Here is a 25,802-nt window from a genome sequence, read left to right as displayed (position 1 = left end):
TTTTAAGCAAATCATTGTAAAGCAAATTTATTCACTTGCGTTAAAGTTCTATAGGATTATCTGTTTTACATTGTTTATACACTAAACAAACTTTATACTGCACACAAATGCAACAAGTCTAGCTTAAGGCTTTGGGAAGTTGGTGAAAATCCAACACTGCCCCCGCAACGGTAAAATGAAAATATTATTCTTTAATAAGTCAAAAGACTTACACCACTGCAATGTTTTGTGGGAAGGTGGAATAATCTGAATCGCTTTAGGTTCTATATTTAAGTCCGGATACCAGCTTGTTGTGCCCTTAAACTCAATCGTTCACGGGGAGTGAATGTATGGAGCATATCATGTCTGTTATTTTTAAACCTACTGCACTTGTAGGTGCTGTCGCTATTGCGATGGGGTTATCTTCTACTGCTTTTGCAGATACTTCTTCAAATTCAGAAGCAAATTCGAAACTCGATACAATCGTTGTCACAGCATCTCGTACTGAGCAAAAAATCAGTGAAGTTCCTGCTCGAATCAATATTATTGAGCCGAAGACTCTTGAACAATCACCAATTGCATCTTTACCACAACTGTTACAAACAGATGCATCAATCAATATGGTACAAACTGGTGGTTATGGACAAGCTGCATCAATTTTCTTACGTGGTACAGATTCTGACCATACTTTACTTCTAAGAGATGGTGTTCGCTTAAACTCAAATACTGCTGGCTCTGCATCTTTACCTTTTATTGATACAACAGATATTAAACAAATTGAAGTATTGAAAGGACCTGCATCAGTTTTATATGGTGCTGATGCGATTGGTGGTGTAATACAATTGATTTCCAAAACACCTGAAAAAACGGGTGCTTTTGTTACTGGTGAAATGGGTGAAAATAACACCTATAAAGCAGTAATTGGTGCTGATCTTGCTCAAGATGGTTTTTATGCTCAAGTTCGTGGACAACGCCTAGAAACTGATGGTACGCCTGTAACAGATGCAAAAAACAACAAGAAAGCAAGTTTTGATCAAAAAGGCTATAGTGCAAAAGTTGGTGTTGAGAAAGAGCGCTATGCAGCCTCAGTCAATTACAGTGAAAATCAAGGTTATAGTGATTATGACAATTACGGTAATCTCGTTTCTCAAGATTTTAAAAATGAAATCATTAATGTAAAAGGTCGAGTCGATATTTTAGATAATGTCGCACTTCATGCACGACTTTCGCAATTTAAAGACAATATTGAGCAAAATAGTTCTTCAGATTATGTACATAGTACAACCAAAGAAGCTGAGCTCTATACAAAATGGCAAATGACACCTACTCAAAACATTTTATTCGGTTCAACCTTTAAAGATATTAAAGGTGATGTTTATTCGAAAAATTTGTTTGGCGGACAAGATGTTAAATACAAAGAATCTGTAGATACTATTGGCTATTTTGCACAGCATCAATATCAACACAATGGTCTAGAAACTCAAGTTGGTATTCGTGTGGAAGACAACGATAAATTTGGTACACACACAGTTGGTCAAGGTGCTGTCCGTTATCAAGTTTTACCACTTACGAGCATTTATGCAAATGTCGGATCAGCTTTCCGCGCACCAACAACCAACGATTTATATGCAATTTCTTGGGGAGCAAATCCTGATTTAAAACCAGAAGAAAGCTTTTCTTATGAAATCGGCGTTGATCAAAAACTTAATTATAATATTGATTTAGTCTTATCTGTATATCGCAATAAAGTAGACAACCTGATTAATTATCAGGCGGGTAAATTAGTTAACGTAAATAAAGCAACCTTTACTGGCGGTGAAGCTTCATTTAAATGGCAACAAGATGAACTCTTTTTAACTACAACTTATGCTTATGTTCAAGCAAAAGATGATGAAACTAAAAAAGATTTAACTCGCCGACCACGCCAAAGTTTAACTCTAACTACAGGTTGGGATGATGGCGTATATGGTGTTTCTGCATCTGTCGTCGCAAAATCTAATTCAAAAGATTTTGCAGATTACCCATCGACTACACCAACCACAACGCCGGGTTATGTTAGTACTAATGTCAATGCTTACTGGCAAGCAACTCCAATGATTAAACTCTTTACCAATATTGAAAACATTGGTGATGTTAATTATAAGACAGCATACAACGGTAATGGTGTTTACTACATCAACGGTGGTCGTCTTGCATCTGCTGGGGTAACTTTCCGCTACTAAAAGCGACACCCAAAAAAAATATCTAAAACAGCGCAGTTTATGGATAATGTTTTGACCGACATTATCCTTTTTTATTCTTTATCTTTACATTTTTATCTAGGACAAAATTATGGGACATCGTTTAAGTAAAATTTATACCCGTACAGGCGATTCAGGCACCACAGGATTAGGAGATGGTTCTCGCGTAGCGAAAGATGACTTACGTATTAACGCTCTCGGTGATGTAGACGAACTAAATTCTATTGTTGGTGTATTACGTTCACAAATTTCAATGAGTAACATCGTCGATAAAGCCCATTGGGATAAATCACTGAGCTTGATTCAACACTGGCTATTTGATTTAGGTGGTGAAGTCTGTATTCCTAACTACAACTTGCTCCAACCTGTTTGTGTTGAATTTCTTGAAAAGGAAATCGACAAAATGAATGAAGACTTACCAATGCTCAAAGACTTTATTCTACCCTCTGGAACTTTAGCATGTAGTTATGCACATCAAGCACGTGCTGTATGTCGTCGAGCAGAACGCAGCTTAATGACTGTACACAGTCGTGATCAAAATATTCAAGCAACTGCTCTACAATTAATTAACAGATTATCCGACTGGTTTTTTGTTGCTTCACGCACCTTACAACGCGCAGAAGGCGGTAGTGAAGTGCTTTGGCAAAAGAACATCAATGACACGATTTAACGATAAATCACTGTCTAAAAGTAATTTTTTAACAGTATGATAAAATCAAGTTATTGCTAAAAGTAAGACTTAAACGATTACTAGACATATGAAAATGAGTATGTGAGTTCATTATGAGAATTATCGGACATCGTGGCGCGCGTGGTGAAGCACCTGAAAATACCTTAGCTGGATTTCAATATATTCACGATTTAGGTATCCGTGCAGTTGAATTCGATGTTCGACAACTAAAAGATGATGAACTCATTATCATGCATGACGATAATTTTTTAAGAACAACTGGAATAGATCAAGCACTGTATGATTTAAACAGCGCTGAATTAGCGGCCTATAACCAAGCCAATATCTGGATGGATTGGGAAAAACAAATTACCCCAACCTTAAGCCAAAGCCTAAATATTATGCAGGACTTTGAGCATATTGAAGTTGAAGTGAAAGCTGTAGAAACATTGCAACACGCTGAAAAACTCATCATCGAATTACAAAAACAACTGCAAGGTTTTGAAAATGTTGCAGTGATTACCAGTTTTGATTTAAAAATACATCAAGCCTTACAACAGCAAAACTCAAGTTTTAAACGTGGTCTACTGATTGAAGATGACATCCAACAACGTGCGATCGAACAGGCATTACAACTGGGATGCTGCCAGATTGGATGGATGAATCAATTGGCAACAGATGAGCTCATTCAAGCAACTCAGCGTGTAGATTTGGACATCAGTGTTTGGACCGTCAATGATATTGAGCGCGCTAAGCATTTAAGAGATTTGGGGATCAATGGATTAATTACTGATTTCCCCAAAATGATGCAGCTTGCCTTAGCACAAATTCAATAACTCAAACGCCCTTAATAACACAATAAAGTAGAATTTTATTTTGAACTTTAGAGAGTCCCAAAATTAAAATTTAACTTGAGAATCAATTGTCTAACCCCCTAAAAATCAAATTGGATAAGGCAGAAAAATTCTTACACTATTTTGACATTTAAATACGACGTTTTAACCATTCATTTTTTTCGATCAAACCGCTAGAATTCATGTTTTATTCTGTTACTGTTTTATACAATACAGATGTACACTAATACTAGTGAACACATGTTCGCCCATGATAATATCTGTGAAAGTATAGCCTAGAAAAATGCTGAAGCTATGCGTTTAACTTTACCTGATTAAGGTTCTTAGGAGTGCTGTTGGAGATGAATGCTCCCCTACCCAAAGCCCCAATAAATTGGATCGGTGTTTTTGCCTTGGTGTTTTTACCCCTTGTGGCAGTAATTGCGATCCCTTTATATGCCTACCACCATGATTTTAGTGCGGCAGCTTGGATTAGTTTATTCGTTTTACTCGGTCTCAGTAGTTTAGGTATTACTGCAGGTTATCATCGCTTGTGGGCACATCGTGCATACGAAGCGACTTTACCACTTAAAATCATTTTGATGATCATGGGAACTTTTGCTGTTCAAAACAGTATTTTGTTCTGGGCTTCTGGTCACCGCACACATCACCGCCATGTGGATGATGTGGATCAAGATCCGTATTCGATTAACAATGGTTTTTGGTACGCTCATATCGGCTGGATGTTACGTAATTATCCTGCTGCTGAATCAAATTATAAAAATGCACCTGATTTGTTGAATGACAAAGTGGTTATGTTCCAAGACAAGTATTATGTTCCACTTGTGATTGCTGTACATGCTGCGATTTTAGTTCCACTGGGTTGGGCTGTAGGTGACATGTGGGGCGTATTACTCTTAGGTGGTTTGCTCCGTTTAATCATTAGCCATCATGTAACATTCTTCATCAACTCACTCTGCCATATGTGGGGCAAACGTCCTTATACTGACGAAAATACTGCACGTGATAACTTTGTTCTTGCCATTGCAACTTGGGGCGAGGGTTATCATAACTATCACCATATTTTCCAATACGATTATCGTAATGGGGTGAAATGGTGGCAATATGATCCAACAAAATGGTTGATTTGGTCGTGCTCTAAAATCGGTTTAGCCAAGAACCTACGTCGTATCCCAAGCTTCAATATCAAAAAAGCGGAATTGGCGATGAGATTTAAATATGCTGAACAGGATTTAGCGATTTATGGTCATAACGTCAATGCAGATATTATCGCGATGAAACAAAAAGTATCGCAAGAATATGAAGCGTTCACCAATACGTTAAATGATTGGGCTGCGTTAAAAGAACAAGAGCTACAAGCGAAAAAAGCATCTGTTGCTGAAAAGATCCACCAAATGGATGTCAAACTCAAAGTTGATTTCCAATTGGTCGAACAGAAACTTGCTTTCCATCGTGAACGCTTAGAAACATTGATGCGTGGAATCAAAAAGAACGTTGTTTCTTAAATTCTCAATACACATCAAAAGCAAAGCTCCGAAAGGGGCTTTTCTTTTATCCATTTTTACAGACATTCATACTGAGAATATTGAGAGAAAATAATATGCAAATTAATAACATCCCCTTTGGCATTACCAACTGGGCAGAAGTTCCAACAACGCGCCATGAGGGTGAGCAAGGCTTTGCACTTTGGCGCACACAGCAATTTGACAATATTCGAGTGCGAATGGTCGAATATTCTGTCGATTATTTGGCTGACCACTGGTGTTTAAAAGGTCATATCCTGTTTTGCTTGGAAGGTGAATTGCACACTGAACTTGATGATGGGCGTACCTTTACCTTAAAAGCAGGGATGAGTTATCAAGTTGCAGATCAAGCTGAAGCGCATCGTTCTTCTACCGCATTTGGTGCAAAGCTATTTATTGTCGACTAAAACAGTCGACATTATCTCAACAGCTTAAAACTTTGCTATATTGAGAGGGACAAGTGAAACCATTGTGACCGATCGCTATGCAATTTGCCCCACGTTATCCATCTCTCGATTCAAAGCTCTATCATGAGCAAATGCCTAGTCCACTGAAAGGTGCAAAGCCTGGGCATTTTAATGCTGCGCTTGCGGATGAATTACAATGGTCTGAAGATGAAAAAGCCCAATGGGTCGAGATTTGTAGCGGACAAAAAACCTTTGCTGAATTTCATCCCCTTGCCATGGTTTATGCAGGGCATCAATTTGGACAATGGGCAGGTCAATTGGGTGATGGGCGTGGCCTATTGATAGCGCAAATTTTAAATCGACAAGGTCAAACCATTGACCTACATTTAAAAGGTGCAGGCTCAACCCCATACTCTCGTATGGGAGACGGACGTGCTGTATTACGCTCTGTAATTCGTGAATATCTAGCGGGTCACGCACTCAATGCACTGGGGGTTGCTTCAAGCAATTCCGTAGGCTTTACTTCTTCAACCCAAGGCGTACAACGAGAAAAACTTGAACTTGGTGCAATGATGTTACGCACTTCGGATTGCCACATCCGTTTAGGGCATTTTGAATGGATCAATCAATATCAGCCTGAGTTACTCTCTGAATTTACCCAAAAATGTATTGAATGGCACTATCCACAATGTTTGAGTGCTGAACAGCAAAAGTTTGAAGACACTGTTTTAGCATTTGCAACGCAAGTGATCCAAAACACCGCTGTCATGATCGCAAAATGGCAATTGGTAGGTTTTGCGCATGGAGTTATGAATACGGATAATCTCAATATTACAGGTTCTACCCTTGATTTTGGCCCTTATGGTTTTATGGAGCGTTTCCGTCCCAATTGGATCAACAATCATAGTGATTACAATGGCCGTTATACCTACCAAAACCAACCGAGTATTGCACATTGGAACTTATGGAATTGGTTAAACAATTTAATTCCACTGGCACAAGCAGAAAATAAAGAACAATTTAAGCAAGACCTCGTCGAATGTTTAGAGCATTTTGAACCGACCTTTCTAGAACATTATACCCATGGGCTATGCCAAAAACTTGGACTACCTGCCTTCCATAAAGATAGTTTTGATTGTGGTATGGCATTTTTAAGAATTCTACAAAGTGAGCAACTCGACTATACCGACAGTTTTCTTCGCTTACAGAATAAAGAATACGAAGCTATTAAAGATGATTGCCTAGATCGCTTTCAATTTGAAAACTTCTTGACGCAATATCACAGTATTCGTGAGCAGCAAGAGATTGATGTACTTGATGCAGAAATGAAAAAGGCCAATCCAGTCTATATTTTAAGAAATCATATGCTACAAACAGCCATTGAACAGGCTGAACGTGATGATTTTTCTGAGGTTGATCGTCTATTTAAATTGCTTAGTCATCCCTTTACCAAACAAACGGATTTAGAAACAGCCAAAGATTTAGCGCCTTTACCGAGCGACGTTCCTGAAGTGATGGTGAGTTGTTCGTCTTGATCAAATAAATTGCCGAATCACTTTCTTTGATCTGACCCATCATAGTTACCCACAATTTCTGTGGATAAACTTGTGTTTATCCACAGGATAAATCCACAATCACAAATTAACTACAGCTTTTGTCTTTAGAATGAATAAAATTTAGGCAATACAGGGTTTTACAACATTAGTATTCTAAAATGAATAAAAAATACCTCATTCCATGCTTGATTCTTTTGGCTATAGCTATAGCAAGTGTCTGGACTTATCAAAAATATAATCAATTTATTCCAACCGCAAATGCTGCCATACATGTGCAGAATTTATCTGAGCAAGAGATTCAACGTCTTCGTCAAAACACGCCAATCACCGAAGTTAAAGTTTATAAATCGGATCGTATTGTTAAACTCATGCATCATGATCAGGACATACGAACATATCCAATGCGCTTAGGCTTTGATCCTATTGGACATAAAGTTAAAGAAGGTGATGGAAAAACCCCTGAAGGTCGTTATATTCTAGATTGGCGGAATCCCAATAGTGCATTTTATAAATCGCTGCATGTGTCCTATCCAAACCAACAGGATAAATCTAAAGCCAACCAACTTGGTGTTTCTCCTGGTGGCGACATTATGATTCATGGTTCAGCAACACGCTCACAAGTGGAAAAGCTGCCTAGTTTAATGACCTACTTACCTAGAAATGACTGGACATGGGGGTGTATTGCCGTTAGAAATATAGACATGGATGAAATTTGGAAGCTGGTCGATGATGGAACAGTGATTAGCATTTATTCATAAAGAATATTTTAAAAAGAGACAATGATGACTGGTGAAGAAATCCGAACTTTAGCATTTAAGATTGCATCAGATTTACCTAAATCCGAACTTGACTATCCCTTTGGTGAGGATGTTCCTGTTTTTAAAGTGATGGGAAAAATGTTTATGTTAGGCTCTGAACTGCATGGCAAAAAACTGATTAATTTAAAAGTTGAACCTGATCATGGCGAAATGTTGAGAGATCTCTACCCCTCGATTCAGGTGGGCTACCATATGAATAAACGTCATTGGATTTCAATTTATGAGGGCGAGCAAATCAGTGCTGATCTTATTCAAGACTTGGTTGAAGGCTCTTATGAGCTTGTGAGCAAGAGCCTGACCAAAGCCCAAAAGCAGGTATTGGCGGTTTATCAACACATTAAATAATTAGCGGGCTTTGGAACACACATTAGATCAACAGACCTAAGCTCTATCTATCCACAATTCAGTCAAAATCAGAATGTATCAATAAACATAAAGTTATATGTTTATTTTTCAAACATAACTTTTTACATTTATAAACATTTACCCACAATATCTGTGGATAAACCTGTGTTTATCCACAATGATGAACTTAAAATGTCGAAAACTTAATCTTCTGGATATTCAAAACGGTAGCCTACGCCATAAACAGCTTGTACCCATTCATGACGATTTCCGGTTTCCGCTGCTTCAGATATTTTACGGCGTAAGTTCTTGATATGACTATCAATAACACGGTCAGCAACATCAAAACTATCTGGGTTAATATGGTCTAAAAGTTGCGCTCTAGAATAGACTTGTCCCAAATGTTCGAGGAAAAGCTCTAAAAGGCGGAATTCAGTTGGCGTTAAATTCAACGATTTTTGTTGATACCAGATACGTTGTTGTGCTTTATCAATACGAAATAAGTCATTGGCTTCAGGTTCAGCTTTACGTTCTAAACGGCGTAATACCGCTTGTACACGTGCCACCAACTCTTTCGGGCTAAAAGGTTTACAGACATAGTCATCTGCTCCCATATTTAAACCCAAGACACGATCGATTTCTTCAGTTCGTGCAGTCACCATGATAATCGGTAAGTCGGTTTGCTCACGTACTTTACGGCAAATGGTCAAACCATCCATACGCGGGACCATCAAATCCAACACCATTAAACTTGGCTTGCGTTGCAGGAAGCTGTCATAAGCTTCTTGACCATCATGAAACATACTGACTTCAAAGCCTGCTGCTTCTAGATAATCCCGCACCAATTGCGCAAGTTCAACTTCATCCTCTACCAGCATGATATGCTTCATGTTGTACTATTCCTTTTAAACTTTAGTATGTTTTGAAAATGTCAGTTTGCAACGCAAACCACCTAATGGCGAATGATCAAAAGTAAGCTGACCACCGAGTGTTTGTGCAATTTTACCTGATAAAGCCAAGCCCAATCCTGTACCACCCGTACTACGTGTACGTGAATTATCCACACGATAGAAACGTTCGCCCAAGTGTGCAATCTGTTCATCACTCAGACCCAATGGGCTATCATCGACGATCACACTCCAAGAATCTGCATCTTGCTCTGTATGCACTTGGACTTCACCACCTGCCTCAGTATAGCGAATACTATTTCCAAGTAAGTTGACCATAATTTGCTTAAAGCGATCTATATCTAATTGTAATTTCGCTCCCTCACCTGTGGCAGAAATTGTTAAATCAGCCTGTTCAAATTTAGGTTTAAAATTCTCTATTTCTTGTAAAACCACCGACCAAGGATCAATTTCTGCAAAGTAGCATTTTAATTGTTGTGCTTCAGCTTGCGCCAAATCGGCTAAATCCTGTGTCAACTTTTTCAAGCTCGTAACCTGACGTAACATCGCTTCAAAATGTTCAGGCGTCGGCTTGCGAATCCCATCTTGCATGGCTTCAATCTGTGCTTGTAATACTGCTAATGGCGTTTTTAATTCATGTGAAGTATCTGCAACCCACTGACGGCGTGATGTTTCATGCTGGTCAAGAATGACGGCCAACTGATTTAACTCTGTCGACAAGTCTCCTAATTCATCATTGCGGTTAATCAGCACTTGATGCTGGTAGTTACCTTTGGTTAATTCGCGAGTTGCGTTCAATAAACGTTGAATCGGTGTTTTAAAATAAGTCGCCAATAACAATGCGGCAACCAAGCTGGATAAGAAGGTGAAGATATAAATCAGCACTAAATAACGCTTTTGATTACTAAAGAAGTTAATACTCAGCGCATCATCCTGATCTAAAACTGGTTTTAAACCCAAGTAACCGACCACTTCGTCATTGACTAAAATCGGACGATAAGACACCTGATCATCTGACGGTTCACCTAAAATAAACTGTTGTTTTGCATCGTACAAAGAAAGTCGTGAACTCAGCCCCAAACGGTCAGGCAATGACACAAATATCTTTTTGCCATTCTGCGGATTTACCGTTCGCATCGAATCTCGCGTTGGCGCTTCTTTCGCTGCAGAAGCTGGTGCTTCGTGTCCTGCTGAAAGATGACCTTTATCTTTACCTATAGGCGGTTTATTTCCTTTACGATCTGAGGGTCTATATAAGTTTTGATTTGAACTAAGCGGAAATTTCAAACCTTCAAAAGGTTGATAAGCTGAGGGTAAATTTTCTTCGAGAATTTTCAGTTCTTCTTTATCCAGTTGAGACTTATGAACTGCACCGTCCGTTTGTCCCAAAGTCGCCACCATTGTATGTTCTTTAAAGTAGCGTTGCTGTAAAGCGATATCATACTGACGACGTAGCCACCAGCGTGATAATTTATCATAATCATCAGGCGCAGCATCACCTTCAATTTGCAAAATCTGTGCTTGAACCGCGTTACCCCAGTCTTGATAGACCCCATATACATCTGCCAAGTTTTCGATCAGATGATCAAGTTTCTGCATTTCAACATCTGCAACATATCTGGCAAAGTTCTTTTGCATGGTCCAATGTAAGACACCCAAGCTCACTGTGGTAATGACTAAAGTTGTCAATAAAACGGTCAGAAATAAGCGTAATGCAATGGGAACTCGACGTATTTTCAAAACTGGTCTCACGTTTTTCTTCTCATTTCAACATTGTACCCAACAGTTGCTCAAAATTCTCTCCATTGTTTCTACATCATTATTATTTAATCTTTACTGTATCAACAGAACATCAAAATATTCATTGGAGTAGTAACAATGAAAGCAATGACAAAAATCGCACTGGTATCAGCAAGCATTTTAACTGCGGGGGCTTTAACAGCCTGCCAATCCAATCCTGGTCCTAAAGACGGTCCAGATGGCCGCCCAATGATGCATGGTGAACATCATAAAATGTCACCAGAACAACGTGAAGAAATGAAACAGAAGCGTGCTCAACATAAAGCGTTACGCCAACAAATGCAAAAAGCCTGTGATGGCAAAGCAATTGGTCAAACGGTTCAGGTGACAGCAGGTCAGCAAAATATTAATGGTACATGTAATATCGTATTCAAGCCTGATCACAAGGCGATGAAAGAGATGAAACAAGATTTCCGTCGAGATGGAGAACAACGTGGCCATATGATGCGTCATGATGGGCCACGTATGAAAGACATGACCGAAGAACAACGTGCTCAAATTAAGCAAGAATTTGCACAAAAACGTGCAGAACGTAAAGCACAGTGGGATGCGATTCAAAAATCATGTGCAGGCCAAACTGATGGCAAAGCAATCCAAGTAAAAATGGGTGATAAAATCATCGATGGTAAATGTGTTGTTAAATTCCAACCAGAATTTAAAGCAGGCGAAAACATGCCCATGATGCCATCAAAAGTTTAATTCATATCTCGGCTAAATATAAAAAACGACCCAAAAGGGTCGTTTTTTATTTGTCACGATCATTTATTTGAGTTTACTTGGAATTATCCGAAATCAAAGCCACTTGTTGGGCATAATTTAATAACTTAAGTTTAGAAGCCGCTAATTCTTCAGCAGTGGCTTGACGGGTGATATCCCGATGAATGCGCAATACATGCTGACGTAAAGAATGACTTTCTGCAGCATTATAAGATTTACAGAATTCTTTAATTGCAGGATCACGCTGTTCAATCATTCGATCAACCCAACGATCCAATTGCGCCAACTTTTTAATCCCTTGTTTAGGGGTTAAATAAGACAAAATGATAGCTTCATCTTCATTACGCAAAAGCTTACCAATCCGTTGAAATTGACGGCGACGTGCTTCAAAAGATGTGATCAATTGCACATCAAGCAAAGCCTCAATCAACCGATCTTCAACAGGTAAAGATTCAATTTGTTTCTTCGACAACTCTGCGAGTTGTTCACCTAAAGCAGCCATACGTTGTACAGCTTTTTTCTGTTCGGTTTTACTTGCACGCCCTTCTAAAGACTCAAAATCATCTTCAGTAAAACGTTGCGGACGACGTGCCACGATTATTCTGCCTCGTAAAATTTATCTGCGAACAGTGCTTGAACTTCAGACAAAGCTTTTTCTTCATCTGCACCATCAATCACTAGACGCAAGGTGGTTCCTTTACCCGCTCCGAGCATAAGTAAAGAAAGGATATTCTTGGCATCGACTAACTTGTCACCCTTACCAATTTGAATAGAGCATTTAAATTTAGTCGTGACTTCGATTAGTTTTCCAGATGCACGCGCATGTAATCCTAATTTATTAATTACGTCAACAGTTGTGTCAATCATGACCAGTGCTTCATTTCTCTATGTAATACCTGAATAGTCCATTTCGACTCAAGAGCCTTTTTCAACCTATCCACAATATAAACCGAACGATGTTGCCCCCCCGTACAGCCAATTGACACTGTAATATAGTGACGATGACCTTCCGAAAAAGCAGGCAACCACTTATTTAAAAACTGATAGATGTCTTGATACATCTCATTTGCTTGCTCGCTGGCTTCTAAAAATTTACGTACTGGTTCATCTAAACCCGAATATTTACGTAACTCTAAATCCCAATGTGGATTCGGCAAATGCCTTACATCAAAAACAAAATCTGCATCTAATGGAATACCATGTTTATAACCAAAAGATTGCAAAATTAAAATGAGTTTATCGGACTGTCCCAGTTTGGACAATAAGGTATCTTTTAAATCGTGTACACTTTTATCCGTTGTATCGATATGTACTGTTGCTCGCAGTTGAATCGGGAGCAATAAATTTTTTTCTTCTTGAATACATTCATTCAAACTTTGGAAGCGGTTTGACAAAGGATGTGGACGTCGCGATGCGCTAAAACGTGAAATCAACTCCTGATCACGCGTCGTTAAATAAATAACGTCTACGCTGCCATGTTTCTGTAACTGTTGAAAAACCTGATCAAAACCTTGTAAATCTTCTTTGGCACTTCGAACATCGACACCGAGTGCCAATAACTCTAAATTGTTTTCTCTATCCAGCTTTTCAACGATTTCAGGAAGCAATGCCAAAGGCAAATTATCGATACAGTAATAACCCAAATCTTCAAGCACCTGCAAAGCAGATGATTTACCTGAACCAGACTGTCCTGTTACGATAAGTATGCGCTTCATGGCATGGCGATCCTAAAAGCAAAGTTTATGTAAAATGTTTTACTTGTAAATTGTCAATCAGACGAGTCTTGCCTAATTTCGCTGCAACAAACAATACAACATCTTGGTCGAATTGTTCAACTTTTTGCAACGCTGGGCTACGTGCTTCGACATAATCCACAATCAATCCTGCATCATTTAAACTTTCACGAATTTGTGCCAAGACATCTACAAGTGCTTTACCTGCATGTAAATCTTGTTCAGCAGTCGTTAAGCTCTTAAAAATAACAGGAGCTGTTTGACGATCTTGTTCAGATAAGTAACCATTACGAGAACTTAAGGCCAAACCATCTTCAGCACGTGCAATTGGCACACCAATCACTTCAATTGGCATATTCAAATCACGAACAACCTGCTTAATCACAGCCAATTGTTGATAATCTTTCTGTCCAAAAAATGCAAAGTTCGGCTGTACAATATTAAACAATTTGGTAACAACGACAGCGACTCCATCAAAATGACCGGGACGTTGTAAACCGCACAAATCATTGGTAATTTCGCCCACACTAATATTGGTTAAGCGTGGGAATTTACCATACATTTGTTCCACAGAAGGTGCAAAAACAATGTCGCAACCCACTTCAGCAAGTAAATTACTGTCTTGCTCAAGTGTACGAGGATAATTATCAAAATCTTCATTCGGTCCAAATTGGATTGGATTCACGAAAATACTGACCACCACCACATCACATAATTTACGCGCTTCACGAACCAGGTTTAAGTGGCCTTGATGTAGATTTCCCATCGTCGGTACAAAACCAATGATTTTACGTGCCGATCGAGCAGGTTGAAGTGATGCTGTTAATCCTTGAATGGTCGTTTCTGTTTTCATGTTTACAGCTCTACTTGGAAAGTATGTTCTTTGGCAGGGAATGATTGCTCTTGTACAGCAACATGATATGCCTTAAATGCATCCACGATTGCAGTTTCCCCTGCTTGTTCTTTCATAAAATTACGTACAAAACGTGCCACTTTACCAAACGTCAAACCAAGCATATCTTGCACCACAAGTACTTGACCATCGGTATCTGCACCAGCACCAATGCCAATCACAGGAACGTGTGGGAACAATTCAGCAATTTCTTTACCCATCTGTGCCGGAACACATTCAAGCAATAACACAGCGGCACCTGCATCAACTACAGCTTTACAGTCCGCAATCAGTTGATCTGCTGATTCTCGCGTTTTCGCTTGTAATTTATAACCACCAAAAACATGCACCGATTGTGGTGTTAAACCCAAATGTACACAAACAGGAATACCATTTCGTGTCAAAACTTCTACAGTTTCAGCCAGCCACTCACCGCCCTCAATTTTCACCATTTGAGCGCCCGCTTGCATCACGGTTTTTGAATTGAGCAACGCATCATTGAGCGTGGCATAACTCATAAAGGGTAAATCACACAGGACAAACGCATGTTGATTTGCACGACGCACAGCCGCAGTATGATAAGCCATATCTGCAACAGTCACAGGCAAGGTAGAATCATGCCCTTGGATTGTCATCCCTAAAGAGTCACCAATCAAAATGGTGTCAATCTCAGCAACTTCCATACCTTTTGCCATACTTGCATCATAGCAAGTTAAGCATGAAAATTTACGTCCCTGAGTTTTGAATTGTCTTAAATCACTTAGGCTAATCATGACGATATTCCTCTATCAATGAGAGTTCCTCTGCCCATTCAATCCTTTAATCAGCCCATGACTGATCTGCTAAAACACGAAGGGTTGAATGTTGCACGAAATCTAACTTTTGCAATGATTGTCCATTGACTTGGAGCTCAGGATCGAGATCCAACAATGGAATCACCACAAAATCACGCTCTAAAATACCGATATGCGGTACTGTGAGCCGCTCATTTATAATGTTTTTTTCAGCATAAAGCAAAAGATCTAGATCTAAAGTACGCTCACCCCAGCGGCGTAACCGTACTCGACCTGATTCATTTTCAATACGTTGCAGTTCATCCAGCAAGGCCAAAGGCGCTAAATCGGTGTGTAATTCTGCAACTGCATTGTGATAATTTGGCTGATCTTGAGGCCCCATCGGCGGGCTTTGATACAGCTTTGAAACGATAACAACACCTAAGTTTCTGAGTTTTTCTACAGCTTCCCGTAAAATTTGCTCAGAATCACCTAAATTACTGCCTAAACCAATATAGGTTTTAATCATGATTGGGTCGGTCCAAAAATCACACTGCTTAAATCACGTTGTACGCGTCTACGCTTGGTAATTGGATGATCCGCTGTGATCTCGCCTTTGTTTACTGCTGTTCGAGCATCATTTCTACTTCTAAAATCTTGAGATGATGTTGAATTTGGCTTAGTCCGCGAACGACGGCTACGAGATTCTTGTTCTTTCACCAATGGTTCAATTTGCGTGGAAGCTGCTGCTTTTACATCTTCAACAGGGGCAACTTCAGCAAGTTTCTTACGACTCTTAGCACGCTGACGATTATAGCTGCCAATTGCACGCTCTTTCTCATCAGTCGACATGTCTTGGTAAGCTTCCCACCATGCACCCATGCCATTGGTAGAAGCATCACCTGACTTCTCTCTCAACAACAAGAAGTCAAATCCTGCACGGAAACGTGCATGACCCGAAAGCGCTTCAATCTGTTGTGGTTTCGGGTTAAGCAAACGGCTTTGCATTTCCCAGACTTCACGAATAAAGGTTTCGGCAAAACGAGGAATAATGGTTCGTGTCGCTTGACGTTTTAACACATCTAAGCCTGCTTGAGCTCGTGCTTCTGCAGCAACTACACCTTTAGCATGGTAGAAATCACAACGCGCTAAGAAATTATTCCAGAGCAATACCGCATAGAAAAATGCAGGATTAATGGTTTTACCCATTTGAATCCGTTGATCGGTATTTTTCGCTGCACGCTCTATAAATTGGGTAATCTCAGGGCTAATATCAGCAAATAATTGCTTCCAAATACCAAATTCAATCAACATCGGCATCACACGATGCAAATGCCCCATGGTGAATAATTTTTGCGACTCATCATATAAACGATGCGGAGAAACATCACGCAGCAATTGCGTCATTTCTTGGGTAAAAACGTCTAATATTTTAGGATCTATACTAAAATTTAACTTCGCAGCAAAACGTAATGTACGCAACATCCGTACTGGATCTTCTTCAAAACGAAGTGCTGGATCACCCAATAGTCTTAAAGTTTTAGTTTTTATATCATCAATAGCATGACAAAAATCGAGCACTTCCCCTTTTCGAGGTTGGTAATACATGGCATTGATGGAAAAATCACGTCGAGCAAAATCTTGCTCTATTGTTCCCCAATTGTTGTCACGTAAAATCATCCCTTGTGCAGAGGTAATGGCTTTTTTCGGTGGGGCACGGAATGTCGCCACCTCAATCAATTCACGACCTGAGTACACATGTGCCAATTCAAAACGTCGCCCAATAATTCGGCAACGACGACCAAATACCTCTTTCACCTGTGAAGGTGTTGCATTGGTCACAGCATCGTAGTCTTTCGGATTTAAGCCAAGCATTAAATCACGTACACCACCACCGACTATATAAGCTTCATAGCCAGCTTTAGTTAAAGAATCAATAACATCTAAAATGGAGGAAGGTAATTGAGCGGTGGATAACCCACACTTTGACGCACGCAAAGTTTGCAAAAGACACTGTCTCCTACGTCAGGACGTAAAAATCATAATTGTGCTAATGATATCGCTTACACAGCTAAAGGGCAATTTGATTCTCGCAAACTTCACTTGAATTTATGGACTATTGATAATTCGTCGATCTACAGGCTGTTAAACCCATCATAAACTCAGCCGTGCTCTATTCTGCTCGAAAAGTTTCTCGCCAATCCCTTTGACCTTTTTTAAGTCATCGATACTTTTAAATCCGCCATTCTGATTACGATAAGCAATAATCGCCTGTGCTTTCTTTGCCCCCACACCCGTGAGCTGTTGTAATTGTTCAGCATTTGCAGAATTTAAACTGACTTTTAAAGCTGAGCTGTTTGAAGACTGGGCAGATGATGAAGGGCCTTTGTGACTACTGTTCGATGGCGATTTTTGGCTATTCGGTCGTGAAAGATAGTATTGATCGTCGACTTTTTTTAATTGTGCATCATGGGCCTGTTGTTGTGCTTTCCAGTTGAGATAAGCTTGATCAAACTGTTGTGCATACAAGCTCAAGGAGCAACTCAAAAGCACCAATAAAAAAGACGATTTAATTAGTTTTACTACACGATTAAAATAAAAATGCTGATTACTCATTGCTAACCTGTGATTTTAATTGTTGCTTTGCCTGATCCCAAAGAAGATCCATTTCTTCTAAAGACACATCTTCTAATCTTTTATTTTTAAAATTGATTTGATCTTCAATATAAGCAAAGCGAGATTTAAATTTATAAATGGTTCCTAACAGCGCCATCTCACTTGAAATGCCTAGTTTACGCCCTACATTGATTAAAGAAAATAAACAATCACCAAATTCATCCATAATTTCATCAGGTTTTTCCGATTGCAGCGCCTCTTCAAACTCTGCCAGTTCTTCTTTGACTTTATCGTAGGCCTGCGCCACATCAGGAAAATCAAAGCCTACTTTTGCGACATTTTTTTGAATGTTTTCTGCCTGAGATAAAGCGGGACCATGTTTTACCGCATCTAATCGAGATTGAGTTTTGCCCTGTTTTTCTTGTTGTTTAATTTCCTGCCACAACACCGACACTTGTTCAGGCGTTAAATTATCAAATTGTTGTTTTTGGAAAACATGTGGATGGCGTCGGATCAATTTTTGACAAAGTACATCGACAACATCGTTAAAATCAAAAGCCCCCTGCTCACTGTACATCTGTGATTGAAAAACCACTTGTAGCAATAAATCACCTAATTCATTTTTAATTTCATCTATATCACCAGAACGTACTGCTTCTTCTACCTCATATGCTTCTTCAATCGCATAGCGCGTTAAACTTTCAGGTGTCTGTTCACGATCCCAAGGGCATTCTGCACGTAATTGTTTCATGATGGCGAATAGCTGTTGCATTTTATGTCCTTTAAGATCAATAACAAATGACTGCACAACACTTGTTGTTATGCATGTTTTATGTTCAACTCTTTGCAATCAAAATAAACTAAAAAGGATGCTGCAATGAGTCAAAGCATATTCATTAGTGGTGCTGCGCAAGGGATTGGGGCTGCGATTGCACGTCTATTCTACCAACAAGGTTATCAAGTTGGTATTTATGATATCAATGAAGCGCAGGCTCAAATTTTAGCAGATCAATTGGGTGACAATGCCAAAGCGGGCAAATTAGATGTGAGCGATTATGCACAATGGCAAACCGCGCTTAAAGAATTTTCTCAATGGGCAAATGGCCTCAACATTTTAGTCAATAATGCTGGGATTCTTTATTCTGGAGATTTTGAAAAAACTCAGATTAGTGACCATCACCGCACAATCAATATCAATGTCAATGGCGTTTTAAATGGCTGTCATGCCGCACTTCCTTATCTGAAAGAAGCAAAATTTGCGCGTATCATCAATCTTTCCTCAGCATCAGCCATTTATGGACAAGCAGACTTAGTCTCTTATTCTGCCAGTAAATTTGCCGTACGCGGTATTACAGAAGGGCTAGATATCGAATGGCAAAAATACGGCATTCGTGTACTGGATGTGATGCCGCTTTTTGTCCAAACAGCGATGGTGACAGACATGGATGCAGGCGCGATTCAAAACATTGGGGTCAGTCTCACACCCCAAGATGTTGCCGAACAAGTGTTTGGCTTAGTCAAAGCCAAAGGAAGCATCTTAACGGCTACGCATACGCCTGTGGGATTGAAAACCAAAATTATGTTCCAACTCTCTGCAATCAGCCCCCAGTTTGTCAATCGTTTAGCCAATTTACTGCTCACCAAAAAGTAATTTTTGCTCGCCTGTAGGTCATAAAACAATTATGGCTTATAGGCTTAAGTCATTTATATTGATATAAAAATATTTTAGATTTTGATTGTAATGCCGCCTTATGGAAAGCGCCTATTTCGCTTCCTGACAGCTTTGTAATTTTTGTTTTTGTTATTTTAATTTATAGTTTTGTTTCCAATGTGCAAATGGAATAAACAATGAAAAAAACACTCCTAACAATAACCATACTTGTATCAAGCACAATCCTAACTGCTGCCCCACTGAGCACTACTGAACTAAAAAGTATGGACTGTGCCGCGCTTGCTGTTGAAAAAGCCAATGCAAGCCGCGTGCTCTCCACTTCTGAAACCAAGGCAACAGGCAAAACCATTAGTAAATGGGCGGGTCTTGCAAGTAGTGCTTTAAATGCTTTTGGTGGGGGCTCTGATACAGCATCCAAAGCTGGAGGCTTTGCCAATAAGGTCTCGACTGAGTCAGATCCTGGTCAAGTCGATACTCAACTTATGACTGATGCTCAAGCCAACATAGAAAATATCGCCATTTACCAAAACTCAAAAAAATGTAGCGTGTAATTTTTATCGAGTGATTTCAAATCAAAAAACCTGCATTGTGCAGGTTTTTTTGAAATACATGAGGTCAGAACAGCGAACTAATTGCCTTGAACCAAGCGTCGAGCACTTATAATGCCAGGCTGTTGTTCCAATCTTGCCAAGAGGCGAGACAATTGCGCCAAGCCTTTCACTTCAATCAACAATTTCATATTGGCAATACCATCTGCTTCAGAAATCGTATTCACCTGACGGATATTGATCTGATCTGAAAAAATCACTTGGGTCAAATCTTTTAACAAACCACGGCGATCATACGCTTCCACCACAATTTGCACACTTTGCCCACGTGTCGGTTGCATCTCCCAATCCGCTTCAACCGCACGATCAGGTTCTAACTTGATCATGCGCATATAATCTGGGCATGCAACCTTGTGAATACTAACACCACGATTCAATGTGATATATCCAGCAATCGATTCACCATGAACAGGCTGACAACATTGTGCAATATGTAATTCAACATTGTCCAAACCATCAATTAAAATTCCATGCGCCGACAAGGTATGACTTGCGCGTGGATTTAATGTTGGTTTTAAAACCAGCTCTGGTTCATCCTGATCTAAGTGCATGTGGCGATTGACTTGATTGATCAAGGCATGCAGGCTAATTTCCCCACTCACCAATGACACCAAGATGTCATCCCCAGTTTTCACATTGAAATGATTACAATAATCACTTAAATCAATACTTTTCGGATGAATCGCTAAACGTGAAAGTTCTTTATTGAGTAGCTCACGCCCAACTTCCAAATTTTTACTGCGATCTTGTTGTCTAAACCAGTGGCGCAACTTGTCACGCGCACGTGCTGTTTTAATATAACCCAAAGAGTTAACCAACCAATCACGATTGGGTTCACGATCTTTCTTGGTTAAAATCTCAACCTGTTCGCCTGTTTTTAAGGTATAGGTTAACGGCACATAGCGTTGGTTGACCCGTGATGCATAGCACTTATTGCCGACTTCGGTATGCACATGATAAGCAAAATCAAGCACTGTCGATCCGCGTGGTAGTTCTTTAATATCCCCATCACGGCTAAACACATAGATTTTTTCAAAACCTTCAAAATCTTGAATTTGTTCAAAATCTTCTGTTTCATCTTCATTGGGATGCGCACTGGTTTCGGTACGTTCTTGATAATGTTCAAGCACTGCACGTAAAGAATGCAAACGATGATTAAATGAATAGTCGGTGGTTTTCGAGCCTTCTTTATAATTGAAGTGTGAACACACGCCCAACTCGGCTTCTTCATGCATTTCTTTGGTTCGGATCTGGATTTCCAAAGATTTATTTTCTGCAATCACCGCAGTATGCAAAGAGCGATAACCGTTGGCTTTTGGGTTGGTAATATAGTCATCGAACTGATGAGGAATATGACGCCAAATTTGATGCACAATGCCTAAAGCGTGATAACACTCTGCGACAGATTTAACCAAAACCCGTAACGCGCGAATATCATAAAGCTGATCAAAACTTAGATTTTTACTCTTCATTTTGCGGTAGATCGAATAAATATGTTTGACCCGACCTGATATTTCGGCCTCAATATCATGCCCAGCCAGCTCATTCTTGAGTTTATCTACCACAAACTGAATATATTGTTCACGCTCTAGACGCTTTTCATTGAGTAAAGAAGCAATCTCTTTATAACGTTCTGGTGCCAAATAACGGAAAGCAAGATCTTCGAGTTCCCATTTTAATTGGGCAATGCCTAAACGATGCGCCAAAGGCGAATAGATGGTGAGAATTTCTCGTGCAACACGCTCTTGACGTTCTTTTGAAGAATGCGCCAATTCACGTAAAGCAAAGGTCCGTTCAGCCAGTTTAATCAAGACCACACGAACATCTTCTGTCACAGAAATCAACATCTTATAGATGCCTGTCAGATGTTCACGCTGATTATTATTAAAGTGATCTTCTAAACGTTTATTCTTTTCAATCAGTTCAGAAAGTTTACCCATCGCCAAAGTGCCTTTGACAAGGTTGTAAACCTGCTCACCGCATTGCTGCTGTATTTCCTCTAAGGTGGTGAGATCTTCACGCACACTACGATAAAGCACAGCTGCTGCCAGCGTATCTTCATCAACATGTAAATGCGCGAGAATATCGGCCATCCCAATGCCTGTTGCAAAGGTATTGGTTCTGGAATTTACTGTGGTCGCCAATTCTTTTTGTAATACTAATTGCGCGACTTCTTCTAACTGCTTAAGTTCAGCACCGTCTAAAATTCCACGCACTCGATCTAGCCAAGTTGCTAGAGCCTGTTGCGCTTCATCGGCATGTTCTACAGTCGCTTCCTCTGATAGCTCATTGAGCTGATCAGGAAGTTGCTCACGTACTGTGACCATACCCTACTCCTCTAACTCTATATTTCATTATAAATCGTTTATCTCTAATTTCTTTTCAAACAAAGCAATCGATTCTACATGCCCTGTGTGCGTAAACATGTCCATCACACCGGCTTTAGTGAGCTGATAACCATGTTCTACCAAAATTCCAGCATCTCTGGCCAATGTTGCTGGATTACACGACACATAAACGATTCTTTGCGCACCAAATTTGGGCAAATAATGCATAACTTGTTCTGCACCCGCACGAGGAGGGTCAATCAATAATGCATCAAATCCTTGATTTGCCCAAGAATAATGCGAAAAGTCTTTTGTTAAATCTTGTGAATAGAATTTAACATTGCTTATGCGATTGTTCAGTGCATTTTCTGTACCACGCTTCACCATCGCTTCGCTACCTTCAACAGCAATGACTTTTCCTGTAGCACCCACACGTTGAGCGAGCGGCAGAGAAAAATTCCCCAATCCACAAAATAAATCCAAAACAGTTTCACCTGCTTTCAACTCAAGCAAATCACATGCCAAATTAACCATCTGTGGATTTACAGTGGGATTCACTTGGGTAAAATCTGTTGGATTAAACGCAAACTCGATATCAAAATCTTTTAAACGGTAATGCAAATGCATGTCTGCCTGAGCATCATCTAGCCGTTGTACACTTTCCACACCCGCAGGTTGCAAATACAACTGCCACTGTTTCTGTAACGCATATTGTTGCAATAGGTTGACATCATGGGCTTTTAATTTTTCAGTATGGCGAACCAATAATGAAATTTCGCTATCGCCTTTGGCTAATTCTATATGACCAATGCTGCTTTTGCCTTTTAGACTTTCGAGTAATGCCTTGATTTCAGGTAAGGCTTGATCTAATTCAATATCTAAAATTTTACAGGTTTCAATTGCAGTTAAGTGATTGCTCTGTGCTTCACGGAAACCCATCAATAATTTATTTTGTTTAGCTAAATAACGCACCCCTATTCGGGCTTTATGCCGATAGTCGGTACGCGTTGAACGCAATGGCGCTAACCACTGTTCAGGTACTAAGCCTGCAAAGTGGCTGAGATGTGACTTTAAAACATCTTGTTTTAAGCGAATTTGCTCATCTGGATGAATATGTTGCATATTGCATCCACCGCAAGTACCAAAATGTGGGCAGATCGGTTGAATACGATGTGGATTTGGCTCACTGAGTAATTCAATACTGTCCGCTTCTTCAAGTTTGGATACTTGACGCGTCACTTGAGCTTTTACAATTTCACCAGGCAGTGCATAGCGAATAAAAACTTTTTTACCCTGCTTTTCACTTGGATGATTGAGTTCTGTTCCATAATGCGCAATCCCTCGCCCTTCGTGTGACAATCTTTCAACTTTAAAAATATATTGTGGAAGCTGAGATGGTCGAGGTTTGGCTCTATGTTTCAAAGGGATACCTAATCGGGTGTGGAGGAAAAATCTGCTTGAGTAAATTCAGTTCGCTGTGAGGTTTCACGCCAAACATTTAAAAACTCATGTTGTTGAGCTTGTCCTTGCAAATAATGAATCGAGGCTTGAATCCATAAACGGTGATCTTGCAAAGAAATCTGACCTTTAAGCAAAGCCCATCTTAAAAAAATCAACCATGTATTTAAAACATCACCTTCGCAATAGCTGGTGAGTTTCAACCATTGCTGTGTATTCACATATTCGGGAACAAAATAACCTGAAATACCACGTTTACCTGGATAACCCAATAAATGCGCAACATCATCCAATTTCTGGAAATGACGTCCATTAAACATCGCCATGACATCCATTAAGTCGACATGACGGTTGTGGTATCTGTTCTGATAGTTATTATACCTTTTTTGTGTGTCAATCTCACCTTGATCGAACAAACTTGGGGCAGATAGTCCATGATACATGGCACGGAATAAAATCACAGGCAAATCAAACTGTGAGCCATTCCAGCTCACGAGTGTTGGATGTCTTTTATCAAAGATAGATAAAAATTTTTGTAAAATTTCAGTTTCAGTATAGTGCTCTCGACTAAATGAAAACAGTTTCATCACACCATTTTCATCAATCCACAATCCTGAAATACAGACAATTTCATGTAAAGCCAAGCGCTGAAAATCCATCCCCGATTCTTGACGGCGTAGTTTTGCCAACGCCTGTTCTAAATCGTCCTGTGGTAAATCCAAGCCATATAAATGCGCCCCTGACTTAAGATCGGTCAGGGTTTCGATATCAAAAACTAAAACTGGAAGACGCATAAAAGCTTTACTCAATACTCAAGTTTACCATCATGAAGCAATTTATGACTTCGAAGCAACTATTCTTGATCCTCAACAGAGAACAAACCTGTAGAAAGATAACGATCACCTCTGTCACAGACAATACATACAATCACTGCGTCTGGATTTTGTTCAGCAATTTTAACCGATGCCCATACAGCACCACCTGAAGAGGTCCCAGCACTAATGCCTTCTTGACGTGCTAAACGGCGTGCGGTTTTTTCTGCTTCAATTTGCGGAATATCCATGATCTGATCGACACGGCTTGGATCAAAAATAGTCGGTAAGTATTCTTGAGGCCAACGACGAATACCCGCAATATTTGAACCTTCTGAAGGTTGTAATCCGATAATTTGAATATCTGGATTTTGTTCTTTTAAATATTTAGAGATCCCCATGATCGTGCCCGTTGTGCCCATAGAGCTCACGAAATGGGTGATTTTCCCTGCGGTTTGTTGCCAAATTTCAGGACCTGTGGTCAGGTAGTGTGCTTCTACATTGTCTGGGTTGCCAAACTGATTTAATACTAAACCTAGGCCTTCACTTTGCATTTGCAAAGCCATATCACGCGCAACTTCCATATTGGTTGCTTCGATCAATTCAGCACCATAGGCACGCATTGCATCTTTACGTTCTTGGCTAGAGTTCCCCGGCATGATCAATTTCATTTTATAACCACGCATTGCGGCGACCATTGCCAACGCAATCCCAGTATTTCCACTCGTCGCCTCGATCAACGTATCGCCCGGCTTAATTTGACCACGCTGTTCAGCTTTCATGATCATATTATATGCAGGACGATCTTTGACAGAACCAGCAGGATTATTGCCTTCTAGCTTTGCCAATACTGTTGCTTGAGTATGACTTGCCAAACGTTGTAAACGCACCAAAGGAGTTTTTCCTACATAGTGATCTAACAAAAATTCGTCGGCTAAGAAATCAGGTTGTGTGTGACTCATCGGTTGCACCTATATCGAGGTGGGCATATTGTATGAAAAAAAGAAACATACTGCACATCTTTCCGCTTCATTTTGCTTGGAATGATCAAACTAAATTCATATATATCAACACACCCAAGTAGGAGCATGATT

At 39.8% G+C, this 25,802-nt stretch carries 26 protein-coding genes and 1 riboswitch; of the genes, 11 read left to right on the top strand and 15 right to left on the bottom strand.

The genetic code is table 11. The features are described 5' to 3' along the window. The first annotated feature begins 97 nt into the window (after positions 1-97). Positions 98-306, top strand: a riboswitch (cobalamin riboswitch). A gap of 35 nt (positions 307-341) precedes the next feature. The 8 genes from L3V46_RS02805 to L3V46_RS02770 all read left to right on the top strand — a co-directional run bounded on the left by L3V46_RS02805 (position 342) and on the right by L3V46_RS02770 (position 8,392). Then, positions 342-2,201, top strand: coding sequence for a TonB-dependent receptor (locus L3V46_RS02805; RefSeq protein WP_239044867.1), 1,860 nt, complete (start codon positions 342-344; stop codon positions 2,199-2,201). A 109-nt stretch (positions 2,202-2,310) separates the two neighbouring features. Next, positions 2,311-2,889: a cob(I)yrinic acid a,c-diamide adenosyltransferase gene (locus L3V46_RS02800; RefSeq protein WP_034612401.1), complete on the top strand. Its 579-nt coding sequence runs from the start codon at positions 2,311-2,313 to the stop codon at positions 2,887-2,889. A gap of 113 nt (positions 2,890-3,002) precedes the next feature. Continuing rightward, positions 3,003-3,725: a glycerophosphodiester phosphodiesterase gene (locus L3V46_RS02795; protein ID WP_239044866.1), complete on the top strand. Its 723-nt coding sequence runs from the start codon at positions 3,003-3,005 to the stop codon at positions 3,723-3,725. Positions 3,726-4,084: 359 nt separating this feature from the next. Further along, positions 4,085-5,248 (top strand): acyl-CoA desaturase, encoded by a 1,164-nt coding sequence (locus L3V46_RS02790; RefSeq protein ID WP_004725954.1) that lies wholly within the window; start codon positions 4,085-4,087, stop codon positions 5,246-5,248. 95 nt (positions 5,249-5,343) lie between these two features. Beyond that, the gene (locus L3V46_RS02785; protein ID WP_004725953.1) at positions 5,344-5,673 is read left to right on the top strand and encodes a DHCW motif cupin fold protein; all 330 of its coding nucleotides are present in this window, start codon (positions 5,344-5,346) and stop codon (positions 5,671-5,673) included. A gap of 77 nt (positions 5,674-5,750) precedes the next feature. Beyond that, entirely contained in the window at positions 5,751-7,208 is a 1,458-nt protein-coding gene (locus tag L3V46_RS02780; RefSeq protein ID WP_239044865.1) for a YdiU family protein, read from the top strand. A 179-nt stretch (positions 7,209-7,387) separates the two neighbouring features. Next, positions 7,388-7,987, top strand: coding sequence for a L,D-transpeptidase family protein (locus L3V46_RS02775; RefSeq protein ID WP_004817028.1), 600 nt, complete (start codon positions 7,388-7,390; stop codon positions 7,985-7,987). Positions 7,988-8,011: 24 nt separating this feature from the next. Next, a complete protein-coding gene (locus L3V46_RS02770; protein WP_239044864.1) occupies positions 8,012-8,392 on the top strand; it encodes an MmcQ/YjbR family DNA-binding protein in 381 nt (126 codons plus the stop codon). Positions 8,393-8,595: 203 nt separating this feature from the next. Here L3V46_RS02770 and L3V46_RS02765 read toward each other — a convergent pair whose 3' ends face one another. After that, positions 8,596-9,282: a response regulator gene (locus L3V46_RS02765; protein WP_004725942.1), complete on the bottom strand. Its 687-nt coding sequence runs from the start codon at positions 9,280-9,282 to the stop codon at positions 8,596-8,598. A gap of 15 nt (positions 9,283-9,297) precedes the next feature. Then, positions 9,298-11,040: a sensor histidine kinase efflux regulator BaeS gene (gene baeS / locus L3V46_RS02760; RefSeq protein WP_239044863.1), complete on the bottom strand. Its 1,743-nt coding sequence runs from the start codon at positions 11,038-11,040 to the stop codon at positions 9,298-9,300. 138 nt (positions 11,041-11,178) lie between these two features. On the opposite strand from baeS, the gene L3V46_RS02755 reads away from it, so the two are divergent. Next, positions 11,179-11,799, top strand: a complete 621-nt coding sequence (locus L3V46_RS02755) for a hypothetical protein (RefSeq protein WP_239044862.1) — start codon at positions 11,179-11,181, stop codon at positions 11,797-11,799. 73 nt (positions 11,800-11,872) lie between these two features. On the opposite strand, the gene yjgA is transcribed toward L3V46_RS02755, so the two are convergent. The 9 genes from yjgA to mazG form a co-directional block, all read right to left on the bottom strand. Further along, positions 11,873-12,412 (bottom strand): ribosome biogenesis factor YjgA, encoded by a 540-nt coding sequence (gene yjgA, locus L3V46_RS02750; RefSeq protein WP_004725935.1) that lies wholly within the window; start codon positions 12,410-12,412, stop codon positions 11,873-11,875. 2 nt (positions 12,413-12,414) lie between these two features. Next, entirely contained in the window at positions 12,415-12,684 is a 270-nt protein-coding gene (locus L3V46_RS02745) for an HPr family phosphocarrier protein (protein WP_004725933.1), read from the bottom strand. Further along, complete coding sequence (gene rapZ, locus L3V46_RS02740) at positions 12,681-13,532, bottom strand: RNase adapter RapZ (RefSeq protein ID WP_004725931.1); 852 nt, start codon at positions 13,530-13,532, stop codon at positions 12,681-12,683. The genes L3V46_RS02745 and rapZ overlap by 4 nt, the downstream gene beginning before the upstream one ends. A 25-nt stretch (positions 13,533-13,557) precedes the next feature. Next, positions 13,558-14,403, bottom strand: coding sequence for a pantoate--beta-alanine ligase (panC, locus tag L3V46_RS02735; RefSeq protein ID WP_239044861.1), 846 nt, complete (start codon positions 14,401-14,403; stop codon positions 13,558-13,560). 2 nt (positions 14,404-14,405) lie between these two features. Beyond that, the gene (gene panB, locus L3V46_RS02730; RefSeq protein ID WP_239044860.1) at positions 14,406-15,215 is read right to left on the bottom strand and encodes a 3-methyl-2-oxobutanoate hydroxymethyltransferase; all 810 of its coding nucleotides are present in this window, start codon (positions 15,213-15,215) and stop codon (positions 14,406-14,408) included. 46 nt (positions 15,216-15,261) lie between these two features. Continuing rightward, positions 15,262-15,747: a 2-amino-4-hydroxy-6-hydroxymethyldihydropteridine diphosphokinase gene (gene folK / locus L3V46_RS02725; protein WP_096735161.1), complete on the bottom strand. Its 486-nt coding sequence runs from the start codon at positions 15,745-15,747 to the stop codon at positions 15,262-15,264. After that, entirely contained in the window at positions 15,741-17,222 is a 1,482-nt protein-coding gene (gene pcnB / locus L3V46_RS02720) for a polynucleotide adenylyltransferase PcnB (protein WP_034612381.1), read from the bottom strand. The genes folK and pcnB overlap by 7 nt, the downstream gene beginning before the upstream one ends. 147 nt (positions 17,223-17,369) lie before the next feature. Further along, a complete protein-coding gene (locus L3V46_RS02715) occupies positions 17,370-17,831 on the bottom strand; it encodes a ComEA family DNA-binding protein (RefSeq protein WP_004817015.1) in 462 nt (153 codons plus the stop codon). Then, entirely contained in the window at positions 17,824-18,603 is a 780-nt protein-coding gene (gene mazG / locus L3V46_RS02710) for a nucleoside triphosphate pyrophosphohydrolase (RefSeq protein ID WP_034612378.1), read from the bottom strand. Before mazG ends, L3V46_RS02715 begins: the two co-directional genes overlap by 8 nt. A gap of 105 nt (positions 18,604-18,708) precedes the next feature. Here mazG and L3V46_RS02705 point away from each other — a divergent pair, with 105 nt between their 5' ends. Together L3V46_RS02705 and L3V46_RS02700 are read left to right on the top strand one after the other, a co-directional pair. After that, positions 18,709-19,482: an SDR family oxidoreductase gene (locus L3V46_RS02705; RefSeq protein WP_034612375.1), complete on the top strand. Its 774-nt coding sequence runs from the start codon at positions 18,709-18,711 to the stop codon at positions 19,480-19,482. 197 nt (positions 19,483-19,679) lie between these two features. After that, the gene (locus L3V46_RS02700) at positions 19,680-20,054 is read left to right on the top strand and encodes a hypothetical protein (RefSeq protein WP_034612372.1); all 375 of its coding nucleotides are present in this window, start codon (positions 19,680-19,682) and stop codon (positions 20,052-20,054) included. Between the two features lie 77 nt (positions 20,055-20,131). Here the strand turns inward: L3V46_RS02700 and L3V46_RS02695 are convergent, their stop codons facing one another. The 4 genes from L3V46_RS02695 to cysM are packed head-to-tail and all read right to left on the bottom strand — an operon-like array spanning position 20,132 to position 25,670. After that, positions 20,132-22,438 (bottom strand): bifunctional (p)ppGpp synthetase/guanosine-3',5'-bis(diphosphate) 3'-pyrophosphohydrolase, encoded by a 2,307-nt coding sequence (locus L3V46_RS02695; RefSeq protein ID WP_004725915.1) that lies wholly within the window; start codon positions 22,436-22,438, stop codon positions 20,132-20,134. Positions 22,439-22,465: 27 nt separating this feature from the next. Continuing rightward, positions 22,466-23,860, bottom strand: coding sequence for a 23S rRNA (uracil(1939)-C(5))-methyltransferase RlmD (gene rlmD / locus L3V46_RS02690; RefSeq protein ID WP_239044859.1), 1,395 nt, complete (start codon positions 23,858-23,860; stop codon positions 22,466-22,468). Positions 23,861-23,868: 8 nt separating this feature from the next. Next, complete coding sequence (locus tag L3V46_RS02685) at positions 23,869-24,690, bottom strand: 3'-5' exonuclease (RefSeq protein WP_004817004.1); 822 nt, start codon at positions 24,688-24,690, stop codon at positions 23,869-23,871. Between the two features lie 59 nt (positions 24,691-24,749). After that, positions 24,750-25,670 (bottom strand): cysteine synthase CysM, encoded by a 921-nt coding sequence (gene cysM / locus L3V46_RS02680; protein WP_239044858.1) that lies wholly within the window; start codon positions 25,668-25,670, stop codon positions 24,750-24,752. Between the last annotated feature and the right edge of the window lie 132 nt (positions 25,671-25,802).

Source organism: Acinetobacter sp. AG3 (assembly GCF_022343575.1).
In the GTDB taxonomy this organism is placed as follows: domain Bacteria; phylum Pseudomonadota; class Gammaproteobacteria; order Pseudomonadales; family Moraxellaceae; genus Acinetobacter; species Acinetobacter guillouiae.
This window is presented reverse-complemented; position numbering and strand designations above follow the sequence as displayed.